This window comes from Dictyobacter kobayashii (genome assembly GCF_003967555.1).
GTDB lineage: Bacteria > Chloroflexota > Ktedonobacteria > Ktedonobacterales > Ktedonobacteraceae > Dictyobacter > Dictyobacter kobayashii.
This window is the reverse complement of sequence record NZ_BIFS01000002.1, coordinates 654,608-680,419: the sequence shown is the minus strand read 5'-3', so window position 1 is coordinate 680,419 and position 25,812 is coordinate 654,608. Positions and strand designations below refer to the sequence as shown.

22 protein-coding genes and 1 riboswitch are annotated in these 25,812 nt (G+C 51.0%); of the genes, 14 read left to right on the top strand and 8 right to left on the bottom strand.

Annotated features, from left to right (window positions below; translation table 11 throughout):
* Positions 1-379 precede the first annotated feature (379 nt).
* Positions 380-2,611, top strand: coding sequence for an ATP-dependent Clp protease ATP-binding subunit (locus tag EL645_RS29710; protein ID WP_126555488.1), 2,232 nt, complete (start codon positions 380-382; stop codon positions 2,609-2,611).
* A gap of 248 nt (positions 2,612-2,859) precedes the next feature.
* Here EL645_RS29710 and EL645_RS29705 read toward each other — a convergent pair whose 3' ends face one another.
* Both EL645_RS29705 and EL645_RS29700 read right to left on the bottom strand, forming a co-directional pair.
* A complete protein-coding gene (locus tag EL645_RS29705) occupies positions 2,860-3,255 on the bottom strand; it encodes an ankyrin repeat domain-containing protein (RefSeq protein WP_126555486.1) in 396 nt (131 codons plus the stop codon).
* 149 nt (positions 3,256-3,404) lie between these two features.
* The gene (locus EL645_RS29700) at positions 3,405-3,884 is read right to left on the bottom strand and encodes a hypothetical protein (RefSeq protein WP_126555484.1); all 480 of its coding nucleotides are present in this window, start codon (positions 3,882-3,884) and stop codon (positions 3,405-3,407) included.
* Positions 3,885-4,556: 672 nt separating this feature from the next.
* Here EL645_RS29700 and pulA point away from each other — a divergent pair.
* Both pulA and EL645_RS29690 read left to right on the top strand, forming a co-directional pair.
* The gene (gene pulA, locus EL645_RS29695; RefSeq protein ID WP_161977801.1) at positions 4,557-7,166 is read left to right on the top strand and encodes a type I pullulanase; all 2,610 of its coding nucleotides are present in this window, start codon (positions 4,557-4,559) and stop codon (positions 7,164-7,166) included.
* A gap of 427 nt (positions 7,167-7,593) precedes the next feature.
* Positions 7,594-8,175, top strand: a complete 582-nt coding sequence (locus EL645_RS29690) for a pentapeptide repeat-containing protein (RefSeq protein WP_126555479.1) — start codon at positions 7,594-7,596, stop codon at positions 8,173-8,175.
* 28 nt (positions 8,176-8,203) lie between these two features.
* Here EL645_RS29690 and EL645_RS29685 read toward each other — a convergent pair whose 3' ends face one another.
* Positions 8,204-9,970 (bottom strand): MOSC and FAD-binding oxidoreductase domain-containing protein, encoded by a 1,767-nt coding sequence (locus EL645_RS29685; protein ID WP_126555476.1) that lies wholly within the window; start codon positions 9,968-9,970, stop codon positions 8,204-8,206.
* 341 nt (positions 9,971-10,311) lie between these two features.
* Here EL645_RS29685 and EL645_RS45925 point away from each other — a divergent pair, with 341 nt between their 5' ends.
* The 8 genes from EL645_RS45925 (at position 10,312) to EL645_RS29650 (ending at position 17,567) form a co-directional block, all read left to right on the top strand.
* Positions 10,312-10,698: a KGG domain-containing protein gene (locus EL645_RS45925; RefSeq protein WP_126555473.1), complete on the top strand. Its 387-nt coding sequence runs from the start codon at positions 10,312-10,314 to the stop codon at positions 10,696-10,698.
* Positions 10,699-11,022: 324 nt separating this feature from the next.
* Positions 11,023-12,396, top strand: coding sequence for a cytochrome ubiquinol oxidase subunit I (locus EL645_RS29675; RefSeq protein WP_246035624.1), 1,374 nt, complete (start codon positions 11,023-11,025; stop codon positions 12,394-12,396).
* Positions 12,393-13,265 carry a cytochrome d ubiquinol oxidase subunit II gene (locus tag EL645_RS29670; RefSeq protein WP_126555470.1) on the top strand — a complete coding sequence of 291 codons (873 nt, stop codon included), beginning with the start codon at positions 12,393-12,395 and terminating at the stop codon, positions 13,263-13,265. Before EL645_RS29675 ends, EL645_RS29670 begins: the two co-directional genes overlap by 4 nt.
* The gene (locus EL645_RS39675; RefSeq protein ID WP_161977800.1) at positions 13,262-13,429 is read left to right on the top strand and encodes a hypothetical protein; all 168 of its coding nucleotides are present in this window, start codon (positions 13,262-13,264) and stop codon (positions 13,427-13,429) included. Before EL645_RS29670 ends, EL645_RS39675 begins: the two co-directional genes overlap by 4 nt.
* Positions 13,430-13,488: 59 nt before the next feature.
* The gene (locus EL645_RS29660) at positions 13,489-13,719 is read left to right on the top strand and encodes a hypothetical protein (protein ID WP_126555462.1); all 231 of its coding nucleotides are present in this window, start codon (positions 13,489-13,491) and stop codon (positions 13,717-13,719) included.
* A 59-nt stretch (positions 13,720-13,778) separates the two neighbouring features.
* Positions 13,779-14,036: a hypothetical protein gene (locus EL645_RS29655; protein WP_126555459.1), complete on the top strand. Its 258-nt coding sequence runs from the start codon at positions 13,779-13,781 to the stop codon at positions 14,034-14,036.
* 152 nt (positions 14,037-14,188) lie between these two features.
* Positions 14,189-15,244 carry a tetratricopeptide repeat protein gene (locus EL645_RS39670; protein ID WP_161977799.1) on the top strand — a complete coding sequence of 352 codons (1,056 nt, stop codon included), beginning with the start codon at positions 14,189-14,191 and terminating at the stop codon, positions 15,242-15,244.
* Positions 15,228-17,567, top strand: a complete 2,340-nt coding sequence (locus EL645_RS29650; protein ID WP_161977798.1) for a CHAT domain-containing protein — start codon at positions 15,228-15,230, stop codon at positions 17,565-17,567. The genes EL645_RS39670 and EL645_RS29650 overlap by 17 nt, the downstream gene beginning before the upstream one ends.
* 160 nt (positions 17,568-17,727) lie before the next feature.
* Here the strand turns inward: EL645_RS29650 and EL645_RS29645 are convergent, their stop codons facing one another.
* Complete coding sequence (locus EL645_RS29645) at positions 17,728-18,009, bottom strand: hypothetical protein (RefSeq protein ID WP_126555454.1); 282 nt, start codon at positions 18,007-18,009, stop codon at positions 17,728-17,730.
* Between the two features lie 275 nt (positions 18,010-18,284).
* Between EL645_RS29645 and EL645_RS29640 the strand changes: the two genes are divergently transcribed.
* A complete protein-coding gene (locus EL645_RS29640) occupies positions 18,285-18,959 on the top strand; it encodes a hypothetical protein (RefSeq protein ID WP_126555451.1) in 675 nt (224 codons plus the stop codon).
* Between the two features lie 138 nt (positions 18,960-19,097).
* Here EL645_RS29640 and EL645_RS29635 read toward each other — a convergent pair whose 3' ends face one another.
* Positions 19,098-19,559: a hypothetical protein gene (locus EL645_RS29635; protein WP_126555448.1), complete on the bottom strand. Its 462-nt coding sequence runs from the start codon at positions 19,557-19,559 to the stop codon at positions 19,098-19,100.
* Positions 19,560-19,852: 293 nt separating this feature from the next.
* On the opposite strand from EL645_RS29635, the gene EL645_RS29630 reads away from it, so the two are divergent.
* Together EL645_RS29630 and EL645_RS29625 are read left to right on the top strand one after the other, a co-directional pair.
* Positions 19,853-20,767: a helix-turn-helix domain-containing protein gene (locus tag EL645_RS29630; protein ID WP_126555445.1), complete on the top strand. Its 915-nt coding sequence runs from the start codon at positions 19,853-19,855 to the stop codon at positions 20,765-20,767.
* Positions 20,768-21,006: 239 nt separating this feature from the next.
* Positions 21,007-21,750, top strand: coding sequence for an SDR family NAD(P)-dependent oxidoreductase (locus tag EL645_RS29625; protein ID WP_126555442.1), 744 nt, complete (start codon positions 21,007-21,009; stop codon positions 21,748-21,750).
* Positions 21,751-21,843: 93 nt separating this feature from the next.
* On the opposite strand, the gene EL645_RS29620 is transcribed toward EL645_RS29625, so the two are convergent.
* From EL645_RS29620 to EL645_RS29615, 3 genes are all read right to left on the bottom strand, one after another.
* Positions 21,844-23,358, bottom strand: a complete 1,515-nt coding sequence (locus EL645_RS29620; protein WP_218032125.1) for a glycoside hydrolase family 13 protein — start codon at positions 23,356-23,358, stop codon at positions 21,844-21,846.
* Between the two features lie 91 nt (positions 23,359-23,449).
* Positions 23,450-23,845 carry an early set domain-containing protein gene (locus EL645_RS41580; RefSeq protein WP_218032124.1) on the bottom strand — a complete coding sequence of 132 codons (396 nt, stop codon included), beginning with the start codon at positions 23,843-23,845 and terminating at the stop codon, positions 23,450-23,452.
* Positions 23,846-24,263: 418 nt separating this feature from the next.
* Positions 24,264-25,478, bottom strand: a complete 1,215-nt coding sequence (locus EL645_RS29615; protein ID WP_246035309.1) for an ISAs1 family transposase — start codon at positions 25,476-25,478, stop codon at positions 24,264-24,266.
* A 206-nt stretch (positions 25,479-25,684) separates the two neighbouring features.
* Positions 25,685-25,796, top strand: a riboswitch (TPP riboswitch).
* Positions 25,797-25,812 lie beyond the last annotated feature (16 nt).

Below are 25,812 nucleotides of genomic sequence, written 5' to 3'. Positions count from 1 at the left end.
TGGCAGCTCTTCGTGAGTGGCTACATCTAAATCTAGCGCTTACGCGTACAAAATAAAAAGCGGCCCGCTAAAGCTATAGAAGGAGGGAATAAGCGATTCGATCCTCCTGTTATCATAAGCAATTGGCAATCTTTTAAATAGACTGCCAGAAGTGGGAATAATCAATCCTACTCTACCGTTATCATAGATGTATGAATAAATAGTCAGTGCGAGTACGAGAAAATACAAAAAATAAAAGATTGAATTTATTCGATTTGCTCGCCAGTCATTTGTTATAAGATGCTTGTTTCCTCGGAGTGTGTGTTTCATCCCGGCCCATTGGCCTGGTCGAGGAAGCGCAAACTCCATCGAATATATATAGTGAGGAGCATACAACTACATGAAGTGTGAACGCTGTCAGAAGAATCCTGCCCAGGTTCGTGTTGAGGCGATGGTTAACGGTAAACGTGAAGCCCATTTCCTTTGCCAGTCCTGCGTAGAAGAACTTATGGACTCGTTGGACCAGATGGGTGGTTTCGGTGATTCTGAATCCGCCGGTGCTCCCTTTGGTTTTGCCGCTAACAACAATACAAATCCTTTCGCTTCCGCCGCTCGTGCGGGAGGAGTGAATACCGCGACCGCTGAAAAGCAAGCGAAGCGCAGTAAGACACCAACCCTTGATGAATATGGTCGTGACCTGACCGCCGAGGCTGCCGAGGGCAAATTAGATCCTGCCGCTGGCCGCGAGCGTGAGTTACGCCGCATGATCACCATCCTGGGACGCCGGCAGAAGAATAATCCGGTCCTGATTGGTGAGCCGGGTGTCGGTAAGACGGCGATCGTCGAAGGCCTGGCCCGTAAGATTGTCAGCGGAGATGTGCCCGCTAATCTGCGCGGCAAACGCGTGGTAACTTTGAATATTGGTGGTATGGTTGCCGGTGCAATGTTCCGGGGACAATTTGAGCAGCGTATCAAATCCATTCTGGAAGAGTTGCGTACAGCTCCCGAAGTAATTGTCTTTATCGATGAGCTGCATACCGTGGTTAACGCTGGCGGAGCCGAGGGTTCTGTGGGTGCTGCGGATATGATCAAGCCGGCGCTGGCCCGTGGTGAGTTGCGCTGTATCGGCGCGACGACCCTGGACGAGTACCGCAAGCACATCGAGAAGGATGCCGCCCTGGAGCGGCGCTTCCAGCCGGTCAAGGTCGATGAGCCTTCGGTGGAAGAGGCGATCCAGATGCTGCAACTGCTGCGCCCCAACTATGAGGCCCACCATGGTGTCAGCATCACCGATGAGGCGATTGAAGCGGCTGTCAAGCTCTCTGATCGCTACATCAATGATCGTTTCCTGCCTGACAAAGCCATCGACGTGATGGATGAAGCCGGTTCTGCCCTGGTGCTCGAAGCCAGTGACAAGGGCCTGGTCAACCCCTCAACCTTAGAGAAAGAACTGAAGGATCTGCAGCAGCAGAAAGAGGCCGCTGCGGAGGCCGAAGATTACGAGAAGGCCGCCCAGTTGCGCCAGCAAGAATTGCAGGTACAGCAGAAACTAGAGCAGGCACGCAATCAAAGCGATGCCACCTTCTCCTTGCTGGTGACGCCTGAGCAGATTGCGCAGGTGGTCGAGCTGTGGACCGGCGTTCCGGTGACCCAGATGCTGGAGAGCGAGCGTAAAAACCTCTTAACCCTGGAAGGGGATCTGCGCCAGCGTGTCATTGGTCAGGATGAGGCGATCAGCGCGGTGGCTCGTTCGATCCGCCGTTCGCGTGCGGGTCTGAAAGATCCCAAACGTCCGATTGGCTCGTTCCTGTTCCTGGGACCGACCGGCGTCGGTAAGACCGAGCTGGCCAAGGCGCTCTCCGCTGAGCTCTTCGGGGGCGAGGACCATATGATCCGGCTGGATATGTCGGAGTATATGGAGCCACATACCGTCTCTCGTCTGTTCGGGAGCCCTCCGGGCTATGTCGGTCATGATGATGGTGGGCAGCTCACCGAGCAGGTGCGCCGCCGTCCCTATAGCGTGATCTTGCTCGACGAGGTCGAGAAGGCGCATCCGGAGGTCTTCAACTCCTTGTTGCAGATCCTGGATGATGGACGCCTGACCGATGGGCAGGGTCGCACCGTGGACTTCAAGAACACGGTGGTGATCATGACCAGTAATGCCGGCAGTGCTGACCTCAAGCGTGCGGTCAACATGGGCTTTAGCACCCGCAAGGGTGATGAGGCCAAAGATGAGCAGCACGAGGTGATGCGCTCCAAGGCGATGGAAGGCTTGAAGCGAGCGTTCCGGCCCGAGTTCATCAACCGTATCGACCAGATTGTGGTCTTCCACACGCTGGGACGTGAGGAGCTCTACCAGATCGTCGACCTGCTGCTGGCTCAGGTGCGTGGACGCTTGCAGGAGCAGCAGATCGAGTTGACGGTGAGCGACGAGGTGCGTGACTTCTTGCTCAAGGTGGGCTTCGATGAAGAGTATGGAGCTCGTCCATTGCGTCGAGCGATCCAGAGCTACATCGATGATGCCCTGGCCGACGCCATCCTGGATGGCACCATCGCCAGCGGTCAGCAGGCCCTGTTAACGCTTGAAGATGGCAAGGTGGTTGTGCGTGCCCATGAGACTGTGAGCGCGTAAGTCACAATCACAAATAATACATCCTCGATGTATGTTGAGAGCCAGGTTGTATCAAAGCAACCTGGCTCTTTTTTTCTTTTTTCTTGAGCGCCAAAGGCGCTCAAGAAGTTTTATTATGTGGTGCAAAAGTGCGCCCGGGCGCACTTTTGCACCACATAATAAAACAAGGTGCGGGCGCGCCAGCGCACGTCCGCGCAAGAGTGGCACGCTTCCCATGATGATTGGAGTAAGGCGCACTCTGAGATAGCTTAGCTGAGCGTTTCGAGATAGTGTAGGACTGCGCTGGCCTCTTCACCTCCAGCCTGAGCATGCGTGATGAGAGAGATACCGTGGGGACCTTTAGAGTGGAGTAGATGGGGATAGGCTGTGAGGATCGACTGGACGGTATCCAGCTGACCAAGCATAGCAGCAGAGAAGATATCAGTGCGAGCCCCATTTTCAATCAGAAAGAGCGCGATATCTTTGCGCCCCATATGTGACGCGGCTCCTAGCCCAGTCTCCCAGTCGCCACCGCCCCAGTCCCAGGCAGCATTAAGTAATGCAGGCTCCTGTGCCAGCAGCTCTTTAACGCGATTGAGATCACCATGAGCATTCCCTACAAAGTCACTTACCAGATTTGGATCGAGTGCCTCTCGTTTTTCCATTGGCATTCTCCTTTACTTCTCATTTGAAACTGAATAGATGAGCTTGTTGTCTTGTGTTCTCCTTGTTCAAGAAATGGGTTCTTAAGATATTTTCTCTCAAGGAGACACCCTCCTTCTCGTTTCCCTGCTCTCCCCCCTTTATTGCTTAGCTATGATTCTCGTTGTGCAACCTGTTGGCTCTTTGCGCCAAAGAGCACACCAAGAAACCCGAGGAGAGAGAGCCATAACCCAGGCCCGCCCAACAGGATAAGGAAAAAAGTTGCTACGTTAGGAGCTTGCGCCGCTATAAATGAGATGAGCAAAAAGAGTGAGCCATATGCCAGGAACACACCTACAAGCCCTAACCTTGCCACTGTTTGATACCATCGCTTAAGAGCAAGGGAAGAGGGCAGGCAGTTCGTAACTAGTACACTCAATGCAAGCAAGGCCATGATCCAGAGGCACAAGCAAGTGAACAGGAGGAAGCCAGTTAAAGTGGAGTAGCCATCATTCTGGGAAAACAGGTTTCCTTGCAGGAATGCCGGGCCAAGCTCTTTACTCAATCTCCAGCCGCTGATCTGGTTACGGTAGTCACTTTCTCCTGCCCATGAAAAGAAGAAGCTGCTTGTTGCGAGAACAGCGCCTCCCATTGTCAAGAACTTCCTCCCATGAGATGGCATCATCCCTCTCCTTCCTGGTTTAAACTATTCTTTTACAGAAATCTGGTCCATGGCACACTTCAACCGGGCCTCTTTGTGTCCTGTCCATCACCAATTAGTGCTCATGAAAAACGACCTCTGGGTCAGAACATCTTCTTCTATTTTATCATTTTTCATGCCAGGTAGTGTTAACAAATATAAGGGTCTTGGCTGTATGAATTACTCTATAAATATTGAAAGGATGCTATGTCCTTTTTATAATGCAACTGAAGAGACCGACGTGGGCATCCGGCGAAGGAGTCCAACGCACAAGGTTAACACGCTTCCCATGATGATGGGAGTAGTACACCCCCTTTCTTTAGGGGGAAGTGGGAGTGCAGGGGCAGCAGATCCAGATGGAGCGCGAGGGTAATGGCAGGAAGAATGCTATGATATAGCAAATTCATTCTAATGACTTGACTTAATGAATCATTGAATGTTATGGTTATTAAAAGTAAATAGTTTTGTGGTCAACAATTGATCTGTCAACTATATTGGGTTGATCACTCTTTCATGTCAAGAGATATAACATTGAAGCTAGCCGTTCTTTCGTACCCCTCTCATGCTATAGATGAAAGAACAATGGGAAAGCTAGCGCGAGTATTTTCAAGGAAGGAAAAACTTATGATCTCTGGCAAAGAAGGCTTTCAGGTAAAGAAAGCCTGGAAGGTGAGCCTGATGGTTCTCCTTCTCCTGTTAATTGGAGGAGCCGGCCTGACACAAACGGTACGTGCAAGGGCGGCGAGCTCGGTTCCCAATGTCTCTGTCAAAGTACATTATTTTAGACCAGATGGTATGTATAGCAGTTGGAATCTATGGATGTGGACTGTTGATACTACTGGAGCCGGGCATAATGGTGCAAGTTACAATTTCAACGGCACAGATGCTTATGGTGCCGTTGCGGACCTCTCCATTCCAGCTGATACCGGCCAGACAGCAGCAACGGCGCAGGTCGGTTTTATTGTGCGTGAAGGCGACTGGGTCGCCAAGGATATCGATACCAATCGCTTTATTAATATCGCGCAGGGTTCTGGCGAGGTCTGGTTGGTGTCGGGCGATCCCACTGTATACACATCCCTGGATGCTGCCCTGGAAGGGAAGAAGCCACGTGTAGCTAATGCCTTCCTGGAAGATAACCAGACCGTGGTGGCGAAATTAACGACGCCGGTTAATTTTCCTTATGCGCCCGGCGATGTTACGGTCACGGATACCACGACCAACAAGCAACTGCCTGTGAAGAGTATTGTGCCCCACGATAACAGCAGCAGCCTTCAGTCTGATCTTGTGACGATTACACTGGGAGTCGCGCCCGATGTGACGCATACGGTGGAGCTCGCGTTAAAAGACGTCAAGGCCGCTACAATCACTCCGCGCAACGTGCTCAATAATTCTCAGTACACCTACACAGGAAATGACATGGGAAGCCAGTACACTCCCTGGTTCACCAGTTTCCGTGTCTGGGCTCCGACGGCGTCTCAGGTTAATCTACAGCTCTTTAATAGCGAGAGCGGCGCTTTAACTAAATCAGTGAGCATGCACAAGAGCGAAAAAGGCACCTGGCATCTCGATGTTTTGGGTAATCTGAAAAACTGGTATTATCTCTATCAGGTCACCGTTCAGGGTCAGACGCAGACCGCGGTTGACCCCTATGCGACCGGGATTGCCGTGAATGGTACACGCGCGATGGTAGTAGACCTGCGCACGACCAATCCTGCCGGCTGGAATAGTGATCACCATCAGACACCTGCCCACCCCGAGGATGCCGTGATCTACGAAGTGCACACACGCGATTTCACGATTGATGCGAACTCGGGCGTCACCAATAAGGGTAAGTTCCTGGGCTTTACCGAGCAGGGTACTAAGGGACCTGGCGGTGTCTCAACTGGCGTCGATAGTCTCAAGGAACTGGGCGTTACCGATGTGCAGATCATGCCATCGTATGGTTTTGCCAGCATTGACGAGACGCGCTCCGATCAATACAACTGGGGCTATGATCCCCGCAACTATAACGTGCCCGAGGGGGCATATGCCACGGACCCCCATGGTACAGCCCGTATCACGCAGTTCAAGCAGATGGTCGAGAGCCTGCATAAGCAGGGGATTGGTGTCATCATGGATGTAGTCTACAACCATACATTCACCACCAGGATCTCTGACTTTGATAAGATTGTTCCCGGCTACTACTATCGCACGGACTTCTCTGGCTCATACACCAATGGCTCTGGCACAGGCAACGAGATTGCCGCCGAGCGTCCTATGGTGCAGAAATTTATTCGCGACTCGGTTAAATACTGGGTGAATGAATATCATGTTGATGGTTTCCGCTTCGACCTGATGGCTCTGCTCGGTGTTGATACCATGAAGAAAATCTCCAATGATTTGCATGCCATCAACCCTGGTATCCTTATTCATGGTGAGCCCTGGACCGGTGGCACCTCGGCCTTACCTGACAGTCAGCTGTTGACCAAGGGACAGCAAAAAGGGCTGAAGCTGGCGGTATTCAACGATAACCTGCGCAATGGTCTGGACGGCAACGTCTTCGATAAGACTGCCCAGGGTTTCGCGACAGGCGCAACCGGCCTGACCGATGTGATCAAAAAAGGTGTGGAGGGGAGTATCAACGACTTCACAGCCTCGCCACGTGAGACGATCAACTACGTTACCAGCCACGATAACATGACCCTGTGGGATAAGATTGCCGCCAGCAATCCCAATGATAGTGTGGCGGATCGTATCAAGATGGATGAGTTGGCCCAGTCCGTTGTTATGACGTCCCAGGGCATTCCGTTTATGCAGGGCGGCGAAGAGATGCTGCGCTCGAAGGGTGGCAATGATAATAGCTATCAGGCTGGCGATGCCGTCAATGAGTTTGATTGGTCCTTGAAAGCACAGCATAAAGATGTCTTTAATTTCTATGCTGGACTCATTGAGCTGCGCAAGAGCCATCCCGCGTTTCGCATGACCAGCGCCGAGGCAATCAAAGAGCATCTGACCTTTTTGAATAGCCCCGCTAATACGGTCGCATTCCAGCTTAAAGATTATGCCAATAATGATCGCTGGCGCAACATCGTGGTCGTGTATAACCCCACCAAAGCTGCCACTCAACTCACCCTGCCCGCAGGACAGTGGAAAGTGGCATCCGTGACTGAAGAGCTCGATACGCATGCCAGTGCTAATATCTCTGGTAGCGCCACCGTAGCCCCCATCAGCATGGAAGTGCTCTACCAGAACTAAGCCAGCTCTGAGCTGACTTCATGCGCCCCGACCTGCATTTTAACAAAAAAAGTTGGTAGAATGCGGGTCGGGCTTGCCCCCGCACGTACATGTCGTGTTTCTTGTGCATTTTATGCATTCGAAAGGTATTGAGGTCAAGCCTCGAACCTATACGGTCATTATTATTTATGTATATGATTTATAAATGTTGCAATCATACAAAAAATAATGTATAATTATAAGAGTCACACAAATCTTTTTGTGCGGCATTACTCCTCCACTATGTTCCTCATTGATAAAAATGCATTCAGTTTGCTTGTTCCTCTTTTCGATAATATCATTTCTGCTGTAATAGCCTGGCGCTACTACAACAGAGAGTAATGGTTCTTCTTGAACCACTCTTTTATAGAGAGTGTAAGCAACCAGAACGGACAAGGGCGTGAATCTTATGGCAAGCCAAAAGCAGCGTGACCTTCTTTTATCAGGCAAGAAGCCCTGGAATACATGGCGACACGCACATCCTGACGTTCAGGCTGTAGAGCCAGACCTGCATATAGCGGACTTTCACGAAATGGATCTGCGAAGTTTTGATCTGCATGAAGCAGATCTGACTGAGGCTAATCTGCAGGGAACGGATTTGCGTGGTGCGGACTTGCGTGGTGCGGACTTGCGTGGTGCCAATCTGAGCGGTGCTAATATGAGTGGCGTCAATCTGAGTGGTGCTCATCTACGTTGGGCAGACCTGCGTAACGCCAGGCTTTGCTATGCGGATCTAACGAGGGCGGATCTCAGTCATGCCGATCTTCGTGGTGCTTTCCTGGAAGGTATGCACCTCCTCAATGGACATTTCGATGGGGCGAACTTTTCCGGGGCGGATCTGAGCAATGTCGATCTGAGCAAGACGAATCTGCATACAGCAAAGCTGGCGGGGGCTATCTTTGGTACAGAGCATTTGCCCGACGAGCCCCGTCCACCAGCAAAAGAACGAAAATCGGAAAGAGATGCTACCCTGGTTTATCCGGCCGCGTAACCCACTGTTCGTGATCAATGGCTCGCGCTCAGAGATCGATAACGATTTCACCCGTGGGTTGCGAGCAGCAGATCAATACGTTTCCTGCGGCAGGTGGTTCAAGTGGCTCTGGTTGATAGCTTACTGATCCAGCAATCAGGCCACTTTCACAGTTATGGCAGACCCCTGTTCGGCATGACCACCTTACCGGAACGTCGCAGGCCTCGGCGAATTCTAGCAAGCTCTGAAATGCCGGGTCCCAGTGAACCGTCAGACCACTACGGGCGAATGAGATTGATGGGCCTGTACCGGTAGCTCCAACTGGAGGATGCGGTGCTTGTAGAACTGTCTTAACCACACCAGGTGTGAGCGGTGTGCCCTGCCCAAAACTTTCTGAGTGTATCTGATTGCCTGGAATACCCCAATTGGTGAGGCCGGCAGTTAAGTCTTGCAGAAACAATGGCGGCCCACATAGATAAAAGTCCGCGGTGCGGGGCACTCCGATCTCTTCCAGCACTGCTATATTGATGTGTCCTGGAGCATCAAAGTCTTGACCGGGATGATCCTGAACATCGGGCCTGCTATAGCGTATGTGGCTATGGCTATTCGCCAACCTTGCAAGCAACTGGCGCGCCTCCTGGGCAAAAGGATGTTCGTTATGATTGCGTGCTCCATACAGCCACCATACTTCCCGTGACGATATCTCCATGGTAAGCGCATGTAGCATTGACAATACAGGAGTCGCTCCCACGCCCGCGCTGAGCAGCACAATAGGCCCCTCTCCTTGTGGGCGATAAGTAAAGGTACCGCGCGGAGCACTGGCATCTAATACATCGCCAACGCGTACCTGATGATGCACGTATCCGCTGCCTGCACCATGCTCCTCAAGTTTGACGCTCACCCGATAAGATTTGGCATCTGGTGCACTGGAGAGCGAGTAGTTGCGTAGCAGTGGTGGGGTGTCAGGATTGGGGCGCAAACGAAGCACGATGAATTGACCGGGTAGAGCGGCGGCGAGTGGTTGCTCATTCGCCGCTACAAGGACCAATGAGAGGACGCTATCGCTCTCTCGTTCGATGCGAGACACTTTTAGGGGACGAAAGCCTTGCCAGGCCGGAGGCTGACTGCTGGCCGCTGCCAGTCCCGCGTTCCCTCCCGCGGCGCTGCCAGTCGCTACCTGCTCAAGAAGAGCCTCAAAGGAATGTTTCCAACCAGGACTCAACGCTGGGATGCGCAATGCCCGCTCTAGTTGTGCTTGTGAATGACCGGATAGATACAGTAAGGAATTGATCTCAGTGACCGTCATGTGTTCAGGGCCAGTGGCTACTTTCGTAATCTCATTGCCGGCTTCTACCTCGCCTTCTTCCAGGACACGGAAGTAAAAGCCGGGTTTCCGATGCGCGACCAGCAGCGCGGCCATCCTGGGCTCGTTCATGCGGATGCCAACGCGATAGCATGTGACGCGTGGCTGTGTGACCTCAAATAAGGCGTTTCCGATACGGTACTGGTCGCCGATGCAAACCTCGTCGTCAGGCAGACCATCAATCGTGAAATTTTCTCCAAACTGTCCAAAGACGAAATCATTGCGCCCAAGTTGCTGTTCCCAATAATGGTATGAGGCAATCTGATAGACGAACACAGCCCGGTTTTCACCGCCATGACCACCCAGGTCTCCCTGCCCATCTCCATCAATATTGAGCCGCCTCACCATCTGCTTGCCCGGCACAGATTCTTTCCAAACAGCGGTACGTACCACCTCTCCATGCCATGCAATGTCGCGTGGGAGCCCAACATTTACTGATAGCAGTTGCGGCATATCTCTATCCTTTCACCTATATTTAGGTTTCTAATGACGTTCATGATCATTTATCACGACGACTGCTGAGAGAAGGTTTCAGTGTCCCTCAATTACCAGCATCCGGGTCTATCTTATAGAGTTAAAATTTGTCATTTGCTCACTTTTACAGTATGTTTGAGCTCCATTTTATTATGCATACACGTAGAAAGGTAGAGCTTTAAATGATAGATTATCCTTTATTATTTATAAGGCTGAGTATCGGTTTCTTTGAGGCATTCGTATACAATATATAACGATTACATGTGAAACCAACATAATAGCTTGATAAAAGTTAATTGTATTATGGAAGGAGAAATCATATGGCATCCGAACATGAAAAAAGAAGTGATGCTGGACATAAAGGTGGAGAGTCAGTGAGTCATGAGCAGCATCAAAAGGCTGGGCATGCTTCCCACGAAAGTGGACATGCGCACGAATTTGACAGCCACGAAGCTCACACCGCCGGCAGTAAAGGTGGGCACAGCACACATAAAAGCGAAGAGGCTATAAGCCACGAGCAGCATCAAAAAGCTGGCCATGCTGCCCATGAAAGTGGCAATGCGCATGAATTCAGCAGCCGCGAGGCTCGTGAGGCTGGACGTAAAGGCGGCCATGCCGCCCATGAAAGTGGCAATGCGCACGAATTCGATAGCCACGAAGCTCGCGAAGCTGGACGTAAAGGCGGCCACGGCACACATGAGAAATAATATATAGAGCTTATTATAGATTCCCTGGCGCATAGAGGTAAGACAAAGTCTCCTCTATGCGCCATTTTTGTGCTTACTGTATAGCATAATGGTGCATAATGCCTGGTCAGAATGAATGTATCAAGAAACACGATCTGTCAGGTCTTAGCCTGTTCTTACCAGATTATAAGCAGTGGAGTATATCCTCAAAGGTGTCTCGTTTCGTATTAGAAGTAAGCCAGGTAATGGCGCCAGAGATGCGGATGTAAGTGTACTTTGTAGATAAAGGGGGAGCGTTTCTGGGGTGCGTAGCATATTTAAATAAAAGGATTATGATCAAAGCCTATGATTCCTAATCTGCTAGCGGCTCGTGCCCAGATGGGCACTTCCCTCATTTTTCATATCATCTTTTCTGTCCTTGGTGTCGGCTTGCCACTTATGCTTTGTATTGCTGAAGGGCTGGCGCTATGGAAGAAAGATGCAACGTGGCTGGCGCTCTCGCGCCAATGGACCAAAGCTTTTGCTATTTTGTTTGCCATCGGAGCTGTTTCAGGAGCTATCGTCGAATTTGAACTGAGTTTACTCTGGCCAACCTGGACGCAATTTTCTGGCTCTATCATTGGTCTGCCCTTTGCTTTGGAGGGGTTTGCCTTTTTTATTGAGGGTATTTTTCTAGGTATTTATCTCTATGGCGCCAAGCGACTCACTCCCACCGTACATTGGCTGACCTCGTTTCCCATCTGGATCAGTGGTCTGACCTCAGCGTGGTTCGTGACCAGCGCCAATTCCTGGATGAATTCTCCGGCTGGTTTTCAGATTGTGCATGGCCATGTAGTCGGCGTTAATCCTTTCGAGGCAATTTTAAATCCCAGTACACCCTATGAGACCACGCATATGATTCTGGCCTGCTATGTGGCGACAGGATTCGGGGCTGCCGCGGTTTATGCCACAGGAATGCTGAGAGGTAAGCGCGACGATTATCATCGCAAAGGACTCCTGCTCGGCATGCTGCTGGGGGTGATCGCCATTCCATTGCAAATCGTGAGTGGTGATTTTAACGCCCGTTTTCTGGAGACATCGCAACCAACAAAGTATGCGGCCATGGAGGGCGTGCTCCAGTCTGGAAATGGCAAGCCACTCTATCTGGGGGGCATCGTTGATCCTCAGACGGGCAAGGTCTATTACGCGATCGAGATTCCACATGGTGAGAGCTTAATCGCTCATTTTGATCTCAATTCGTATACCCGCGGTCTCGACTCCTTCCCGGCCAATCAACGTCCCGAAATGGCGGCCCTGGTCCACCTGGCTTTTGATGGCATGGTTGGCAGTGGCTTCTTTATCTTACTTGTGGGTGCCGTCTTCTGGTTTCTCTATCTGCGCCGCAAGCGCGTTGTGCCAGAACAGAAATGGATGCTCTGGGCAAGCATACTGGCGGGGCCGCTGGCATTTTTAGCGCTTGAGCTTGGTTGGATGGTTACTGAAGAGGGGCGACAACCCTGGGTCATCTATAACGTTCTCCTTACCAAAGACGCGGTCAACCCGGCCCAGTGGATGAATGTCAGCTTCCTGATTTTTTCTTGCATCTATATCGTGCTCGGGGCAACGCTTGTTGTGCTGCTGCTGCGCCTGGCGCGTCGTCCCAAACCGCCCCAAACCTGGTCAGAGATGGTTACCACTGAACGTAGCAGCAAAAAGTTGGAGGAGGTAAGTGCCTCATGATCTTAGCTTATGCCTGTGCGGTCCTGCTCTGGCTCTCTATGATCACTTATGCTACTCTGGGAGGAGCTGACTTTGGTGGAGGCTTCTGGGATCTTTTCTCCCATGGTTCTGATCAAGATGACAAGCGACAATTAATTGTGCACGCAGTTGGTCCAGTCTGGGAGGCCAACAACGTCTGGCTGATCTACCTGGTCGTGGGACTTTTTACCGCTTTTCCCGCTGTCGCTGCGTTGCTGGCGACGGCGCTCTTTATTCCTTTTACCCTGATACTTATTGGTGTGGTGTTGCGTGGTGCCTCGTTCGCTTTCCGGACACAATTTTTCGGGGCCGCGACAGTGCGCGAAATCTGGGGGCGCGCATTTGGGATTGCCAGTATCATCACGCCCTTCTTGCTGGGTGCCTGTGCGGCGGCGGTGGCGAGTGGACAGATCCGTTTGCAACACGGTCAGCCGCCCGTGGCCCTGTGGAGTGTCTGGCTCTCACCATTTGCACTGACGACCGGTGCTATCGCCGTGGCTCTGTGCGCGACCATTGCCCCTATTTACCTGACCGTCGAGGCTGAGCGTGCTGACAGGAAAGATCTGGCAGAGACTTTTCGCAAGCGCGCCTTTATTGGGGGAACCCTGCTGGCTGTACTTGGTCTGCTTGGACTATTTCTTGCCCCATCGCAAGCTCCGCTGCTCTGGCATGGCATGCTCGATCATGCACTCTGGGCGGTTGGCGTCACGATGCTGCTTGGCATCGCCACTATCGCAGCCTTGTTCTTCCGGCGCTACAAACTAGCACGCCTCCTGGTCGGGGTGGTTACCGGCGCGTTTCTGGGAACATGGGGACTTTCTCAACTTCCCTATATCATCCCCCCGATATGACGGTCGTTGGTGCTGCCAGTCCACCCACCACGCTACAGCAATTTTTTATCTGTGCGCTGATCGGTATGCTGGTGTTGATACCCTCGCTCTGGTTTCTCTTCCATGTCTTTAAAGCACAGGATATCGTACCACCAGTCCATGAGAAAGAGGTAAAAGGCGTATGATCACTATCGTTATTGTCGTGTGTTCTGAAACACCGTATAAGTAGGAAATGGAAGGAACAATGACCCCACTTGCGTTGTTTGACTACGGACTTGTGGTCCTATTTTTCCTTGGCGTCATCAGCCTTCTCTTGCTGGTTGCACTGCCGCATAAACAGGAAGTGGTACCCCCGGAGGCGGTGACTTCCCAGGTAGAAGCAAAACCTGGCGTTTATATCGCGCTGGCGACACTGTTGTTCTTGCTTTTTGCGCTCGCCTTTGTGACGCAAAAAAGGACACCCGGACAAGAATAATTCACCATCCAGCGGCTTCTATGAGGCTGTGAAAGATAGATTTTTCAGGAGAAGCATATATGGCAACGGGAGATAATTCGTCTGAGATGGAAAGCGCGAATATGCGCCTATCTGATCGCTATTGTATTGCCGCAATAATCTTTTTTAGCCTGGCAATCTTTTTTCTCAGTGTGGTCGTCTTCATCTTTAATCCGCAGACCATTCTGGGTATGCTTGCGACAGGCGTTGGCATCTTGTTGATGCTTGGCTGCATTTTTTGTTTCGCCCGTTATAGCCACTACTTGAAAAAAGAAGAAGAGAAGGTATCGACGAACTAAAGAGGTGCTTGTATAAAATTGCAGATCTATGCTATATTGTTCAAGAGCAATATACATGCAAGTCTCGACCTGAGCGTTGAGAGGCAGTGGTTGTACATAATCAATTATCTTAAGAGACACAAATCCCACTATTGCTTAATGAAAGGATTTGTATGGAGCAGCACGATCGACAGAATGCGCCAACATCTGACGATGCTAACCCCAACGAACCTGATGTGGAGGAGAGTACTTCTCCATTGTCCTCGAGCACGTATGCCAATCACTCTCTTCTAATACAGACATGGCTGAATCTTCTAACCGCACGAGAACAGCGGCGCTTTCTAGAAGATCATTGTTATTTGCTTGATGAACACAGTGAGACGATTTTGTATGCTCTGCTCGATCAGGCAATTGGGGACGTGGTGCAGACGAAAAGGCAACGCGAAGCCCTTCTATTGTGGCAGGATGCGCGAAGCCGTGGTGGGACTGCTGAAGCGGTTCGCGAAGCATTTATCAATTTGCATGGTGGATTTGTGCTTGATGTGCCGCCCTGGCTGGAAGAAGTTGACCAGCGCTTGAACGTCTTGCGACAGGCCAGGAGTCCCGAACAGTCTGCGGTGGCACGAGCAGAATTGCTGCAGGAAGCACTGCAGAAAATTCAAGGGGATACTACTTACCCTCCGGAACTTCAGGCGATTCTGAGGCGGGGACTTGCTGATGCCTGGAGACGACATCCAGGAGCCGAACGCAGCAAAGCGATTGAAATGGCCCTTAGCCTTTATACTGAGGTCTCACTCGTCTATACGCTCACGCGCTATCCTTATCAGTATGCACAACTCCAGAAAAATATGGGCATTATATATTTTGAGCGCATTGCAGGCGAACGGAGGGAAAACCAGGAGCAAGCCATTCTCTGTTTTCATGAAGCCTTGCGTGTTTGGACACGCGAGACATTTCCATTCGAGTATGCGGATATGCAAAGTGGTCTTGGCAATATATATACACAGCGCATAACAGGAGAACGGCGAGAAAATTTGGAGCTCGCTATTACCCACTACCACCAGGCCTCGCATATTTTGACCTTCGATAACGTGCTCCCGTCTAGCTATGCAGGCTTGCACAATAACCTTGGCAATGCTTATGCACAGCGTATTGCGGGCGAACGGCGGGAAAATCTGGAGCTCGCTATTGCTCATTATCACGAAACCTTACGTGTTTTGGACACTTGATGAGTTCCCATACTTTTATGCGTTCCTACAGCACAATCTCGGCGTTGCATATACAGATCGTATCGCGGGTGAGCGCGCGGAAAACCTGGAACGTGCCATCGCTTGCCAGCATGAAGCTTTACGAGTGCAAACATTTGACGTATTTCCTTTGGATTATGCTGATACATCCAATGATCTTGGTTCTATTTATAGGCAACGCATCATGGGAGGACAGGATGAAAATCTAGCTCAGGCTATTACCTGTTATCGTGAAGCGTTGCGTATATATACCCTGGAAGCTTTTCCGCGCAAATCACATGAGGTACGACTAAACATTGCCGAGACCGAGGCCCAACGTGGGAACTGGGAGGCTGCGCAACAGGCTTATATGATCGCTCTTGAGGCCGAAGACTTGCTAGTCGCTTTAGGTACTGGCACATTAGGGCGTGATGCGATTCTCAAAGAGGGCCGAGAAGCTGCGACCAGACTGGCGTACGCACTTCATCGTCTGGGACGCGTGAGCGAAGCGGCCGTTACGATTGAGCGGGGGCGCGCGCGTGGGCTTGCCGAAGCGTTGGCCTTCGATGCTGCCGATCCTGCACTCATTACCGATGAAGCACTCCGGCAACGCTATATTAGCGTGCGAGCCGAACTCGTTAGCGCACAAGCAAAGCTACACGCGTCTCCATCACGCGAGTTGGATGAGAATACACGGCGACGCCTGGATCTTGATCATACGGCGGCCTATCGACAGGCCAAAGCTGCATTTGATGCACTGGTGACCGAGATCCGTGCCGCCCATGATCCTGCTGACTTTTTGAATATGTCTCTCAATGCTGAGACCATTCTCAATGCTGCTACACATGTTTGTCGAGGACATGCGCTCGTCTATCTTGTTGCCACCCCATGGGGTGGGATTACAGTTGTCGCTTTGGGGGAACAAGAAGCATCCCCCGCTCGCTTTGTTTCCCTCGCTATACCGGATCTAACGAATACCTTCGTCAATGAATTGATCGAGGTACGTCTGGATGATCACTCTGAAAAGCTTCTTGGCGGTTTTGCTCCGGCCCAGATGGGAAAAGGATTCGAGCTGCTATGCCAGCAGTGGGACGGGGAGACGTTCCAGGAGAAGGTGAAATTGTTACATGCTACGTGTCATTCTCTGCAGAAGAACAGTACATTAAACAATGCCGCGCAGGAAGCGCTATCCTGCCTTCCCTTTGCAGCACTGGCACAGCAAGCGCTTACCTCGCTGAGCCGCGAAGATTATATGTTGATGCAGGCAACCTTTGACGCCTTCTTCCTGCAACAGGAGCTGACATACTGTCTTGAGCGACTTGGTACTACCGTTCTTTCTCCGGTGATGGCATGGCTGCAAGAGCAAGGAGCAACGAGCCTGACACTTATTCCTTGTGGACAGCTTGCTACCTTCCCATTGACAGCTGTTCGCTTACCTGACGGTCGCTCAGTGGGGGAAACGCTTCCCACGAGTGTGGCTCCTAGTGCACGTTCCCTTCTTCAGTCTTCTACTACCAGTTCACGTAGTCCTGAGGCCGGCATAACCACCTTTGGCGATCCCCATGGGAATTTGGACTGGAGTGAGGCTGAAGCCCGCACGGTCTATACCCTGGCGCGCCGCGCCTCCCTCCCGGTTGAGGTGTATCTCAAAAAACAGGCCACCCGTGAGCGGCTCCTTACGGCACTCAGCCAGCGCTGGATCGTCAATGCATGTTGCCATGGTCTTTTTGATACACAGGATTTCTTGCAATCGGCCTTACTTCTCGCCAATAAAGAGCGGATCACGATGGCAGAAATGTTAAGTCATCAGGCTGATTTACGGGGATTGCGTCTTTTGCAGCTCGCAGCCTGTCAGACTGCTCAACTAGATCTTCAGGCGCATGATGAGGTTCATAGTCTTGCGGCGGCAATGCTGCAAGCTGGTGCGCGGGCAGTAATTGCTGCACAATGGGTAGTCGATGATAAGGCGACCTATCTATTGATGGTACGTTTTGCCCAGGAATGGTTGCCACGGATGGAGTATGAGCCTCCAGCAGCAGCTTTAGCACGTGCCCAATCATGGCTGTGTTCGGTGACTAATCAGGAACTTGCCCACTGGCAAAGTGCTTTGCCACGTTCTCTTGGAGCGCTTCCAAATGATGGACAAACTCTCACACAGGGGACGCATCGATCCTGGCGCTATATACCGGTGCGAGGACGATCGGCACGTTGGAAAGACGATGAGGCTCAGCTAATGATCCGTTATGGAGCGGAGCAAGAAGAGCCGACCGCCCAACCTTATGCCCACCCCTACTATTGGGCCGGCTTTCACGTGCTGGGTTGGTAGCGACCGTACAATTGGGTTGGTAGCGAGCGCAATAATTAATCGTGGCGGCATTATTGCATGGTGAAGAATAGTATTAAAAGCATTTTTCTAAACTAAAGACTTTTCTTTGGTTTAGCTTCTTGCGTTGGTGGTGGCAGAGGTATCGTTGACGAAAAATCGATTAGAGTTGCGAGATGTCTTCCTCTATTAGCTTTAAGTTTCTATGCGTCTCTTCGCGCCAGAATTTCCAGATTTCATCTTGTTCCATCTCTGGAACTACTACGCATAACTTTTCGAGTTCAGAGAGAACATTGCGGAAGCGCTTTTGTGCGACTTGTGCTTGTTTCAAGCGTTCTTGATCCTTTTGACTTTGTCTACTTAAATAGAGCGAAAGCATTGCTTGATCAAACAGGACTAAAATTGGTTCTAAAATATATTTCTCCGGTAACGACTGATTGGTCATCTGAAATCCTCTCGTTGCTGCTAAATTACTGTATCGTGTACCGTTGGTGTAGCGCTTTGACTAACAAAGGAAATAGCTCCTTTCTTTTTCAAATATATCCCTCCTATCGCTATTTTCCTAGCCACACCACTGTGTATTCTCTTTGTCTCTGCTTCTCCAGCTACCAATATGAGTTTCTCCGCCTTTGACAAAAGCATTTTTAATTTCATCTACTTATAGAGAAAGAGGATGTTAATTTAGAAGATACTATGTTTCTATTTTAAAGGAGGAACGAGATGACACAGAAAAACGCGGAGCCTAGACGCTGGAATCTTTTTGCCCGCGAATTAGAAGATCTCTTACGCAAGCGTGGGTGTAACCTGAATGACCTGATGCATGAAGGGCTGTTGCATCGGGAAAAAGTGAGACGTTTGAAACAGTCGCTGGTTGTTCCCCGCTTCCACCTTTTGAGTCCGGAGGATTTAGATCTGGTGGTAGAGACATTCCAGGTGACCGGGGATGAACATCTACGTTTGCGCGCAGCGATTCTGGCTACGGCAGTGGAAGAAACGCTGATGGATCGTATCGATGCTGAGAATGCGCTGCAGGCTGCTGAGGAGATTTTTCCTCTCCTGCTCACAGCTTTGCAGCAGCGCTTCAAACAACAGAGAGGGTTAGCCGCTACCAGGAAGGCGCTTATAACGGACGAGGTGACAACGGATGATGTATTGGACCCGCTTCTACAACGTTTTGATCATGCGCTGCTCGCGTTGCATTTGAGCCGGCAAGGGAAAATGGAGGCTGAGCGTATAGCGCAGGCGCGTATCGCCCGCGATCGTTTTCTGCTGGTACTGGCCGAGTTAGAGGCTTTATGTGCTACTGACCCGAGTATGGGACAGGACGAAGCATGGCAAATCTGGCATCAAGAAACCCGGAAAGGTCTTGCCGCGGCCGAGGAAATACTTTCATAATCCCTTTTTATAGAGAAATAAGAGAGAAATATTTTGGCGTTTTCTCAGCATGTATCTAATCCTCACGGCCATAGTAGAAATACTTCTGCTTTGTGTGCAGCAGATTTTCATTGAAAACCCGCTGCACACAAAGCGACATTACTGAACGAGCGAGACCGAGAAATTAAAGGTCGTACCTGTTACGCGATACGAGGCTACCCCGCCGTTGCCATGCTGATAGTGCACGTAGCGGTCGCCAGAATTCGAGGTTCCAAGAATGGCATTGACATGAGGCCGCACCAGCGATCCATCGGGGATGCCCAGACTATCGAGATCGATGGTTCGCTCCTGGCCAACAGGATAGTTGTCGGTTCCACCCGCAGTACCTGTCTCGCCTGTATCGGGATTCAAATACTCAATGGAGAAGTTCATCACAAAGGCTGCACTATTATAAGTGGATATCTTCTGTACCGTCTGGGCATGAGCCGCCAGCTCACGCAGGGCCTGCAGGCGCTGACCAGACAGGCGCTCATGAGCCCCCGCCGTCCCGCTTACGAGAACTATGCAGGCAATGCTACATAGTAATACACACACCAGTCGATAGAATCCAGAGAAACGCATTTCTTACTCCTTCAAATTTTACAAGTAATAAAAACAGAGACAGCATATGTCTCTGTTTTTATTATAAAAAGATGTGCTAATTATTTTATTTAATTTTACAAGTAAAAACGTTGAAGCATGGGATATAAGCCATATCTGCACTAACTGCGCATAGATTTTTGCTCGTCTTCTAACACACGCTCCACACAACATGTGATAATGCTTTGTGTCCTGTTCAATGGAGACCGGCCCGGGCTGTATAATAGAGGGCGGAACAGTCTAGATCCTTGCTTGTTTAGTACGATGGGGGAGTAATGCAACGCCGAAAGCAGATTCTTCATTTTGATGATATTAATCACAGTCATGAAATCATGGGCTTCAGTGGACGTACGGACTTGCCCGACTTTCATGTATACACACTTGAGGAGACCTACCCCTCGACGCGGCAAGTAATGCCGCCCTACACCTTGCGTTTTTACTGTCTTTTGCTGCTTGAGGAAAACTCCCAGGATGCGGTGATTGAACTGAACACTGAGCGTCTGGCCGGGCCAAGTAACACCATTTCCTTTCAATCTCCCGGTCATGTATCCGCCTGGATACGAGGGGAGGCGCAAAAGGGCTTTCTGCTATACTTCCAGCCTGAATTTCTGAGTCAGTATGTGGTCTCACTGCTGGAAGATTTTCCTTTCTTTCGCCCTACTGAACTGCATATACTTCCTCTAACAAGCACCGAGAAAGCTACCCTCCGAGACCATTTTCTACGTTTGGAGCGCACCTTTAAGAATAAACAGCATCCATATCGTGTACCCATGTTGCAGGGTTTGTTATTAACACTCCTGTTCGACTGTAAGGGCCTGTATGAAAGCTACTGTACGCGCCAGGCTCATTCATCCATACACCCTTCACTGGCAGCGCAGTTTCTGCAGGCGCTTGAGCAACATTACCTCACACAGCGTACCGTGCAAGCGTATGCGGACCTGTTGCATGTGACCCCGAATCATCTCAGCCACGCTATCTCTAATGAGATTGGGCGCAAAGCATATGACCTGATTGTAGATCGCGTGTTGCTTGAGGCCAAGAAACTGCTGTACTATACTGATCTGAGCGTTGGTGAGATCGCGAATTACCTGGGCTTTGAGGAAGCGACGCACTTCACACGGCTCTTCAAACGTAAGCTTGCACTCACGCCGCTTGAGTATCGTCATCACGCCACGAAGCAGCATACCTAGAACAAGATCCAGGCTAGCGTAGAAATTGGTCATTTTTGCCTACATCCAGGTTTTTGTTTCGCCTATCACCCCATGTATACTTTTCTTCATACATGAGAACTTTCATGAAGATGAAGGCTTGCGAGGATCAGGAGAAAGAAGTTATCTTGCTCTCTTGCGCATAGAACAGCACACCCAAAGTGAATCAGTGATGAACTTTTACCTGTTTATTAAAAAGCAATAATACTAAGGAGAGTGCTATGGACGATAAGAAACAAATAAGTTCGCCGGTCGTGCTGGTGACCGGCTCCAGTCACGGCATCGGCCTGGAGGTGTGTCGCCAGCTTGCGCGCGCGGGCATGACGGTGCTTCTCACGGCACGCGATTTTTCGAAGGCCAGCATCGCTGCACAGCAGTTGGTTGAAGAGGGACGAGATGTTCGGCCATACGCTCTCGATGTCACACAAGATGATAGTATACGCGCTCTTGCCACTATCCTGGAGCAAGAATTTGGACGGCTGGACGTGCTTGTCAACAATGCCGCTGCCTACGTCGATTGGACAGAGAAGGCGACGACGGCTGATCTACAGGCCGCTCATGCGATTTTAGAAACGAATGTATTCGGGGCGTGGCGCACCACGCAAATATTGTTGCCTCTCATTCGCAAGAGCCAGCATGGCCGCATCGTGAACGTATCGAGTGGAGCAGGGTCTCATGGCGACCAACAATTTGGATTGACAATCAATGGCGGATCGGTGGCAAGCTATGGTATTTCCAAAGCAGCCCTGAACGCGCTCACCTCGAAGCTCGCGGCAGAGCTGGAAGGCACGAGTATCCTCGTCAATGCCGTCTGCCCCGGCCTGACCGCAACCGCTCCTGGCATGGAGGCGATGGGTGCCGGTCCGGTTGAGAAGGGGGCGTCGAGTATCGTATGGGCAGTGAACCTGCCTGACAATGGTCCGACAGGTGGCTTCTTCCGCTACGGGGAGCCCTTACCCTGGTAGCTTGCCGGGCTACACGCCGCAGCGGACTTTGGGCTGTGAAGCTCCTCTCGCTAAAACGCGAGGGGAGCTTCATTGAGAGGCGGATGGGTAGAGCTATTGCGCTAAGATTGCACCATAGTGGCCCTGAACGGTTACGGTGACCTGGCCGTTCTGGACCGTGTAGACCTGGCCGCTAACCCTGTCGGTAAGCTGGCTGCCATCAGTTACGCTTAATTGGTAGACGGGAATGCTCTCGGTGTGCGTGGTCGTATCATTATTGAGCACGACGGCGATGCGATTGTTCTGGTCCATCCGTCCAAATGAATAGATCTTATTCGCATCGTCGGTTGCCAATGTAATGAATGAGCCGGTACGCAGTGCTGGATAGCTGTTGCGAATGGAGATCAATTTTTGGAAGAGGGCGACTGCCGAGTTGCCTGTATTTCCCTGACTCCAATCAAAGGTACGACGGTCATCGGGGTCGGCTCCTCCCTGCATACCATATTCGTCACCATAATAGATAGTGGGAAGACCAACATAGGTCATTTGCAGGAAGGCGGCCAGGTAGGTTTTCCAGATATCTCCGCCTGCGCGTTGGCCGAAGCGCGTAATATCGTGGCTCGACAGGAAGTTTGGCATCACATCCTGAACGGGAGTTGGATAGTTGGCGCGTGTACCGCGTAACCAGCTATCGAGCTGCGAGACACCGATAGAGGCAGAATTGCCGCTATAGTCTTCCCCCGTGATCCATTCCGAGACTGGCTGGGTGAAGCCATCATAATTGGTGGCGCCATCCCATTGCCAGGGACTACCATTGGTCCAGGCGTTGGCGTTGCCCCAGTATTCACCGAAGATAAGCGCATTGGGGTTCGCGCTTTTGACGCCATTGCGGAATTCCTGCCAGATCTGGTGGTTGGTGGCGTCGCTACCATTGTTGCCGCCAGCATCTGCATATTGTGCCGCATCCAATCGCCAGCCATCAATACCATACTGGCGAATCCAGTTCTGGGCGATCGAGTTTGTGTTGCCATAGATCGCATTGCGCACAGCTGACCCACTTGAGCCATAATCCAGTTTGGGCAGACTGCTATAGCCGAGGAAGGTTGAATACTGGTTGGGCCATTGCTGAAACGTATAGTAGGGATAGTATTGGCTGGATTGGCTCTGGTAGGCACCCGTGACGCCAGGATAGGTATTGTACTCGTTGAACCACTGATCCCAGGTACCAGTATGGTTAAACACACCATCCAGTACGATGTGGCCAGCCGGACCATTGGAACTGCTATGAATATCGCTGACAAGCTGGCTGAAGGCTGCATTACCACCCAGTGAGGGATCGACATTATTATAATCCTGGGTATCGTACTTATGGTTGGAAGGCGAGGTAAAGATCGGATTCAGATAAATAGCGTTGGCGCCCAGCGTATTTTTGATGTAGCTGAGCTTTTGATCGATACCCTGGAGATCACCGCCAAAGAAGACCGTACTATTTGAATAGCCGCTGTCCGCGACCGGGCTTGATCCCCATGTTTTGTGCTCAGTTGGTGAGCCCAGATAACTATACTGGTTGGTCTGGACATCATTACTGGTATTCCCATTGTAGAAGCGATCGGGGAAGATCTGATACATCACGCTATTCTTGGCCCACTGTGGCGTGGAGAAATTTGGCAGGATGTAGAAATCGCTGCTGGTGGGCTCGCTGGCAGAGGGGCCATTAGCATTATACCAGGCAGTGGCTGAGCCATCGTTGATCTGAAAACGGTAACTTGATCGAGCAACTGGCCGGGATCGTACCTTTCCAGATATCGAAACGCTGCGTCGCGTCCGTATTGGAGAAGCTCATGGCTACCCAGTGAAAGCTACTATCGGCGGTATCATAGTACTTGATATTGGCACTCGTGATGTCCTGATGAAAGGTCCTCATAGAGAGTGTAAGCGGGGTTGAGCATGTAGGCTCAAGGGCACTGTCATACAAGGGACCTTGATCGCTAAAGAGACCATTCCATTCGACGTTATTATCATGCGAGCTGGCATGAACGACCGTGGGTTGTACAGACTGTAACAAAAAATAGAGGAGACAACAGGCGAGGAGTGAGTAGACGACTTTCTTAGCCATATTCAGGATTCCTCCTAATATAATCACGTGCCATTCCATTGAACGTGATTCTCATACATAGTAATAATAATATAAACATGATTGACAAATCAATAGTTTAACAGCAAACAATTACACAAAATTTTAACGTCTTTATTTATCAGGCTGACAACACGAGCGGCGGCGATTGGCCTGGAGCTGTGCAACGTGTTGTTCAAAGTGCTCTGAATTAAAGTGTTTTCAAAGCTGAGCAGGGCTTTTTCATGTTCGTCCAGAGAGCGCAGGGAGATCACGCGTAAGCGATACGATGTCCATTCTTTCCTGTATGGAGTATGTGTGGTGGGCCGCCGCCCACCACACATACTCCATACTCCCAACCCGGCGCCGCAGGCGCCAAAGAGGAACATAAAAAGCCCTGAGGCTCAGGGCTTCGCAAAAGTCAGAGTAACCAAGCAAGGGCCTCCTCTGGGTGAGATGCAAATCGCCGGATTTGACGAGCCACATTGGAAACCTGATGCATATCCATCAAGGAGAGCACGAGCGAGTTGAGTACGGCAAGCATTTGAGCGACAGGAGGAACGCGAACGCCACATCGGTCTTCTCCCAACGTCACATCACGGCGCCCATGGAGACGATTTTCCACCGCCCAGTGGTCGCGGATGAGGCGGAAAAGCCGCTGGATCGAACACTGTTCTCGGCTCAAGGTCGTCAATCCGTACACGACCTCTACGCTCCTTTTCTCTGCCGTCTTGCGTTCCCGTTGTAATCGAAAGACCTGCCCAACTTCTCCCCATTCTCGATCCAGAAACTCGTTGAGGTCCGGTGAGGTGAGCAGGTGGCGCCGCTCCAGTCGGCCATGACCTTTTTCGACCTGTTCATAGGAGTGCCAGGTGCTTCGATCAGCGTGTGGATCTTCGAAAAAGAGTTCCAGATCCTCTCGAGTCACGGGCGTATTGTCTTTGATGATCAGAATCACCTCTCCTCCTGCCCGTTTTACCATGCGTCCAAACGCATGATAACTTTGAGCAGCATCGACGGTGAAAATGCGCCCTTTGCAGAGCACTTCGGTCAACAGCGGCTTGAGGGCACTGACTTCATTCTGCTTGTCGGCAATTGGACACTGATGCAAGACAATTCCTGTTTGCACTTCATACACATGCAACACATGCCTCTGCGGCTTTTCTCCTCCATAGCTCTGCTGACCGGTTCCCCGCAACACTTTGCCATCAATGGCCACATGAACAGCGCGCTGCTCTGCCAGCATCGCGAGACGACTGGGTTCGTCACCACATCGGCTTTCTGCCTCCTGCCGTAGCAACCAATCTCGAAATCGTTCATTGATCTGCTGGCTCTCCAACCGAGCGAGCGCATATTTGTACGTATTGGCACACGGCATACGCTTCCACTTCACGTTCAACTGCTCGCGCAGCCTCTCTCCTTGGTCTCGCGCCCAATCGCTGGCTCCCAACAGGCTTTTCATCCCAGCCAGTTTGGCCAGGATCAGCACGATGAGCACGTCCGCTAACGCATATTGCTTCCCTCGGGCTGCCCGCTGATCAGGGATCTGCGCACAGATGTCGTACAACGAACGCAGATGCGATGGGCTTACTTCTTGAATGGTCTTGCTTTCCGTTTTCAGTGTGCTATATTCCATGCAGAGTCTTTCCTCGAATGACCTTGATTTTTTTTTCATTCTACTGGATTGACTCTTCTTTTTCACCTCCCCCGGACTTTTGCGAAGCCCTGCCCTGAGGCTGGGGAACTCTTCACAAATAGGTGCGCATGAGGTATACTGCAAGCAGTAAGAAACAGATATGAACACTATTCCATGCACATCGTTTGCTCAATAGAATAAAACAATTTTGCTGCTAGGGGAGTCTACGGACTGAGAAGTTGACGCACGCCTATATGCGTCACGACCCTCAAACCTGATCTGGATCATACCAGCGTAGGGAAGTGGCAGATCTCATTGCCGGCTGACAGCGATC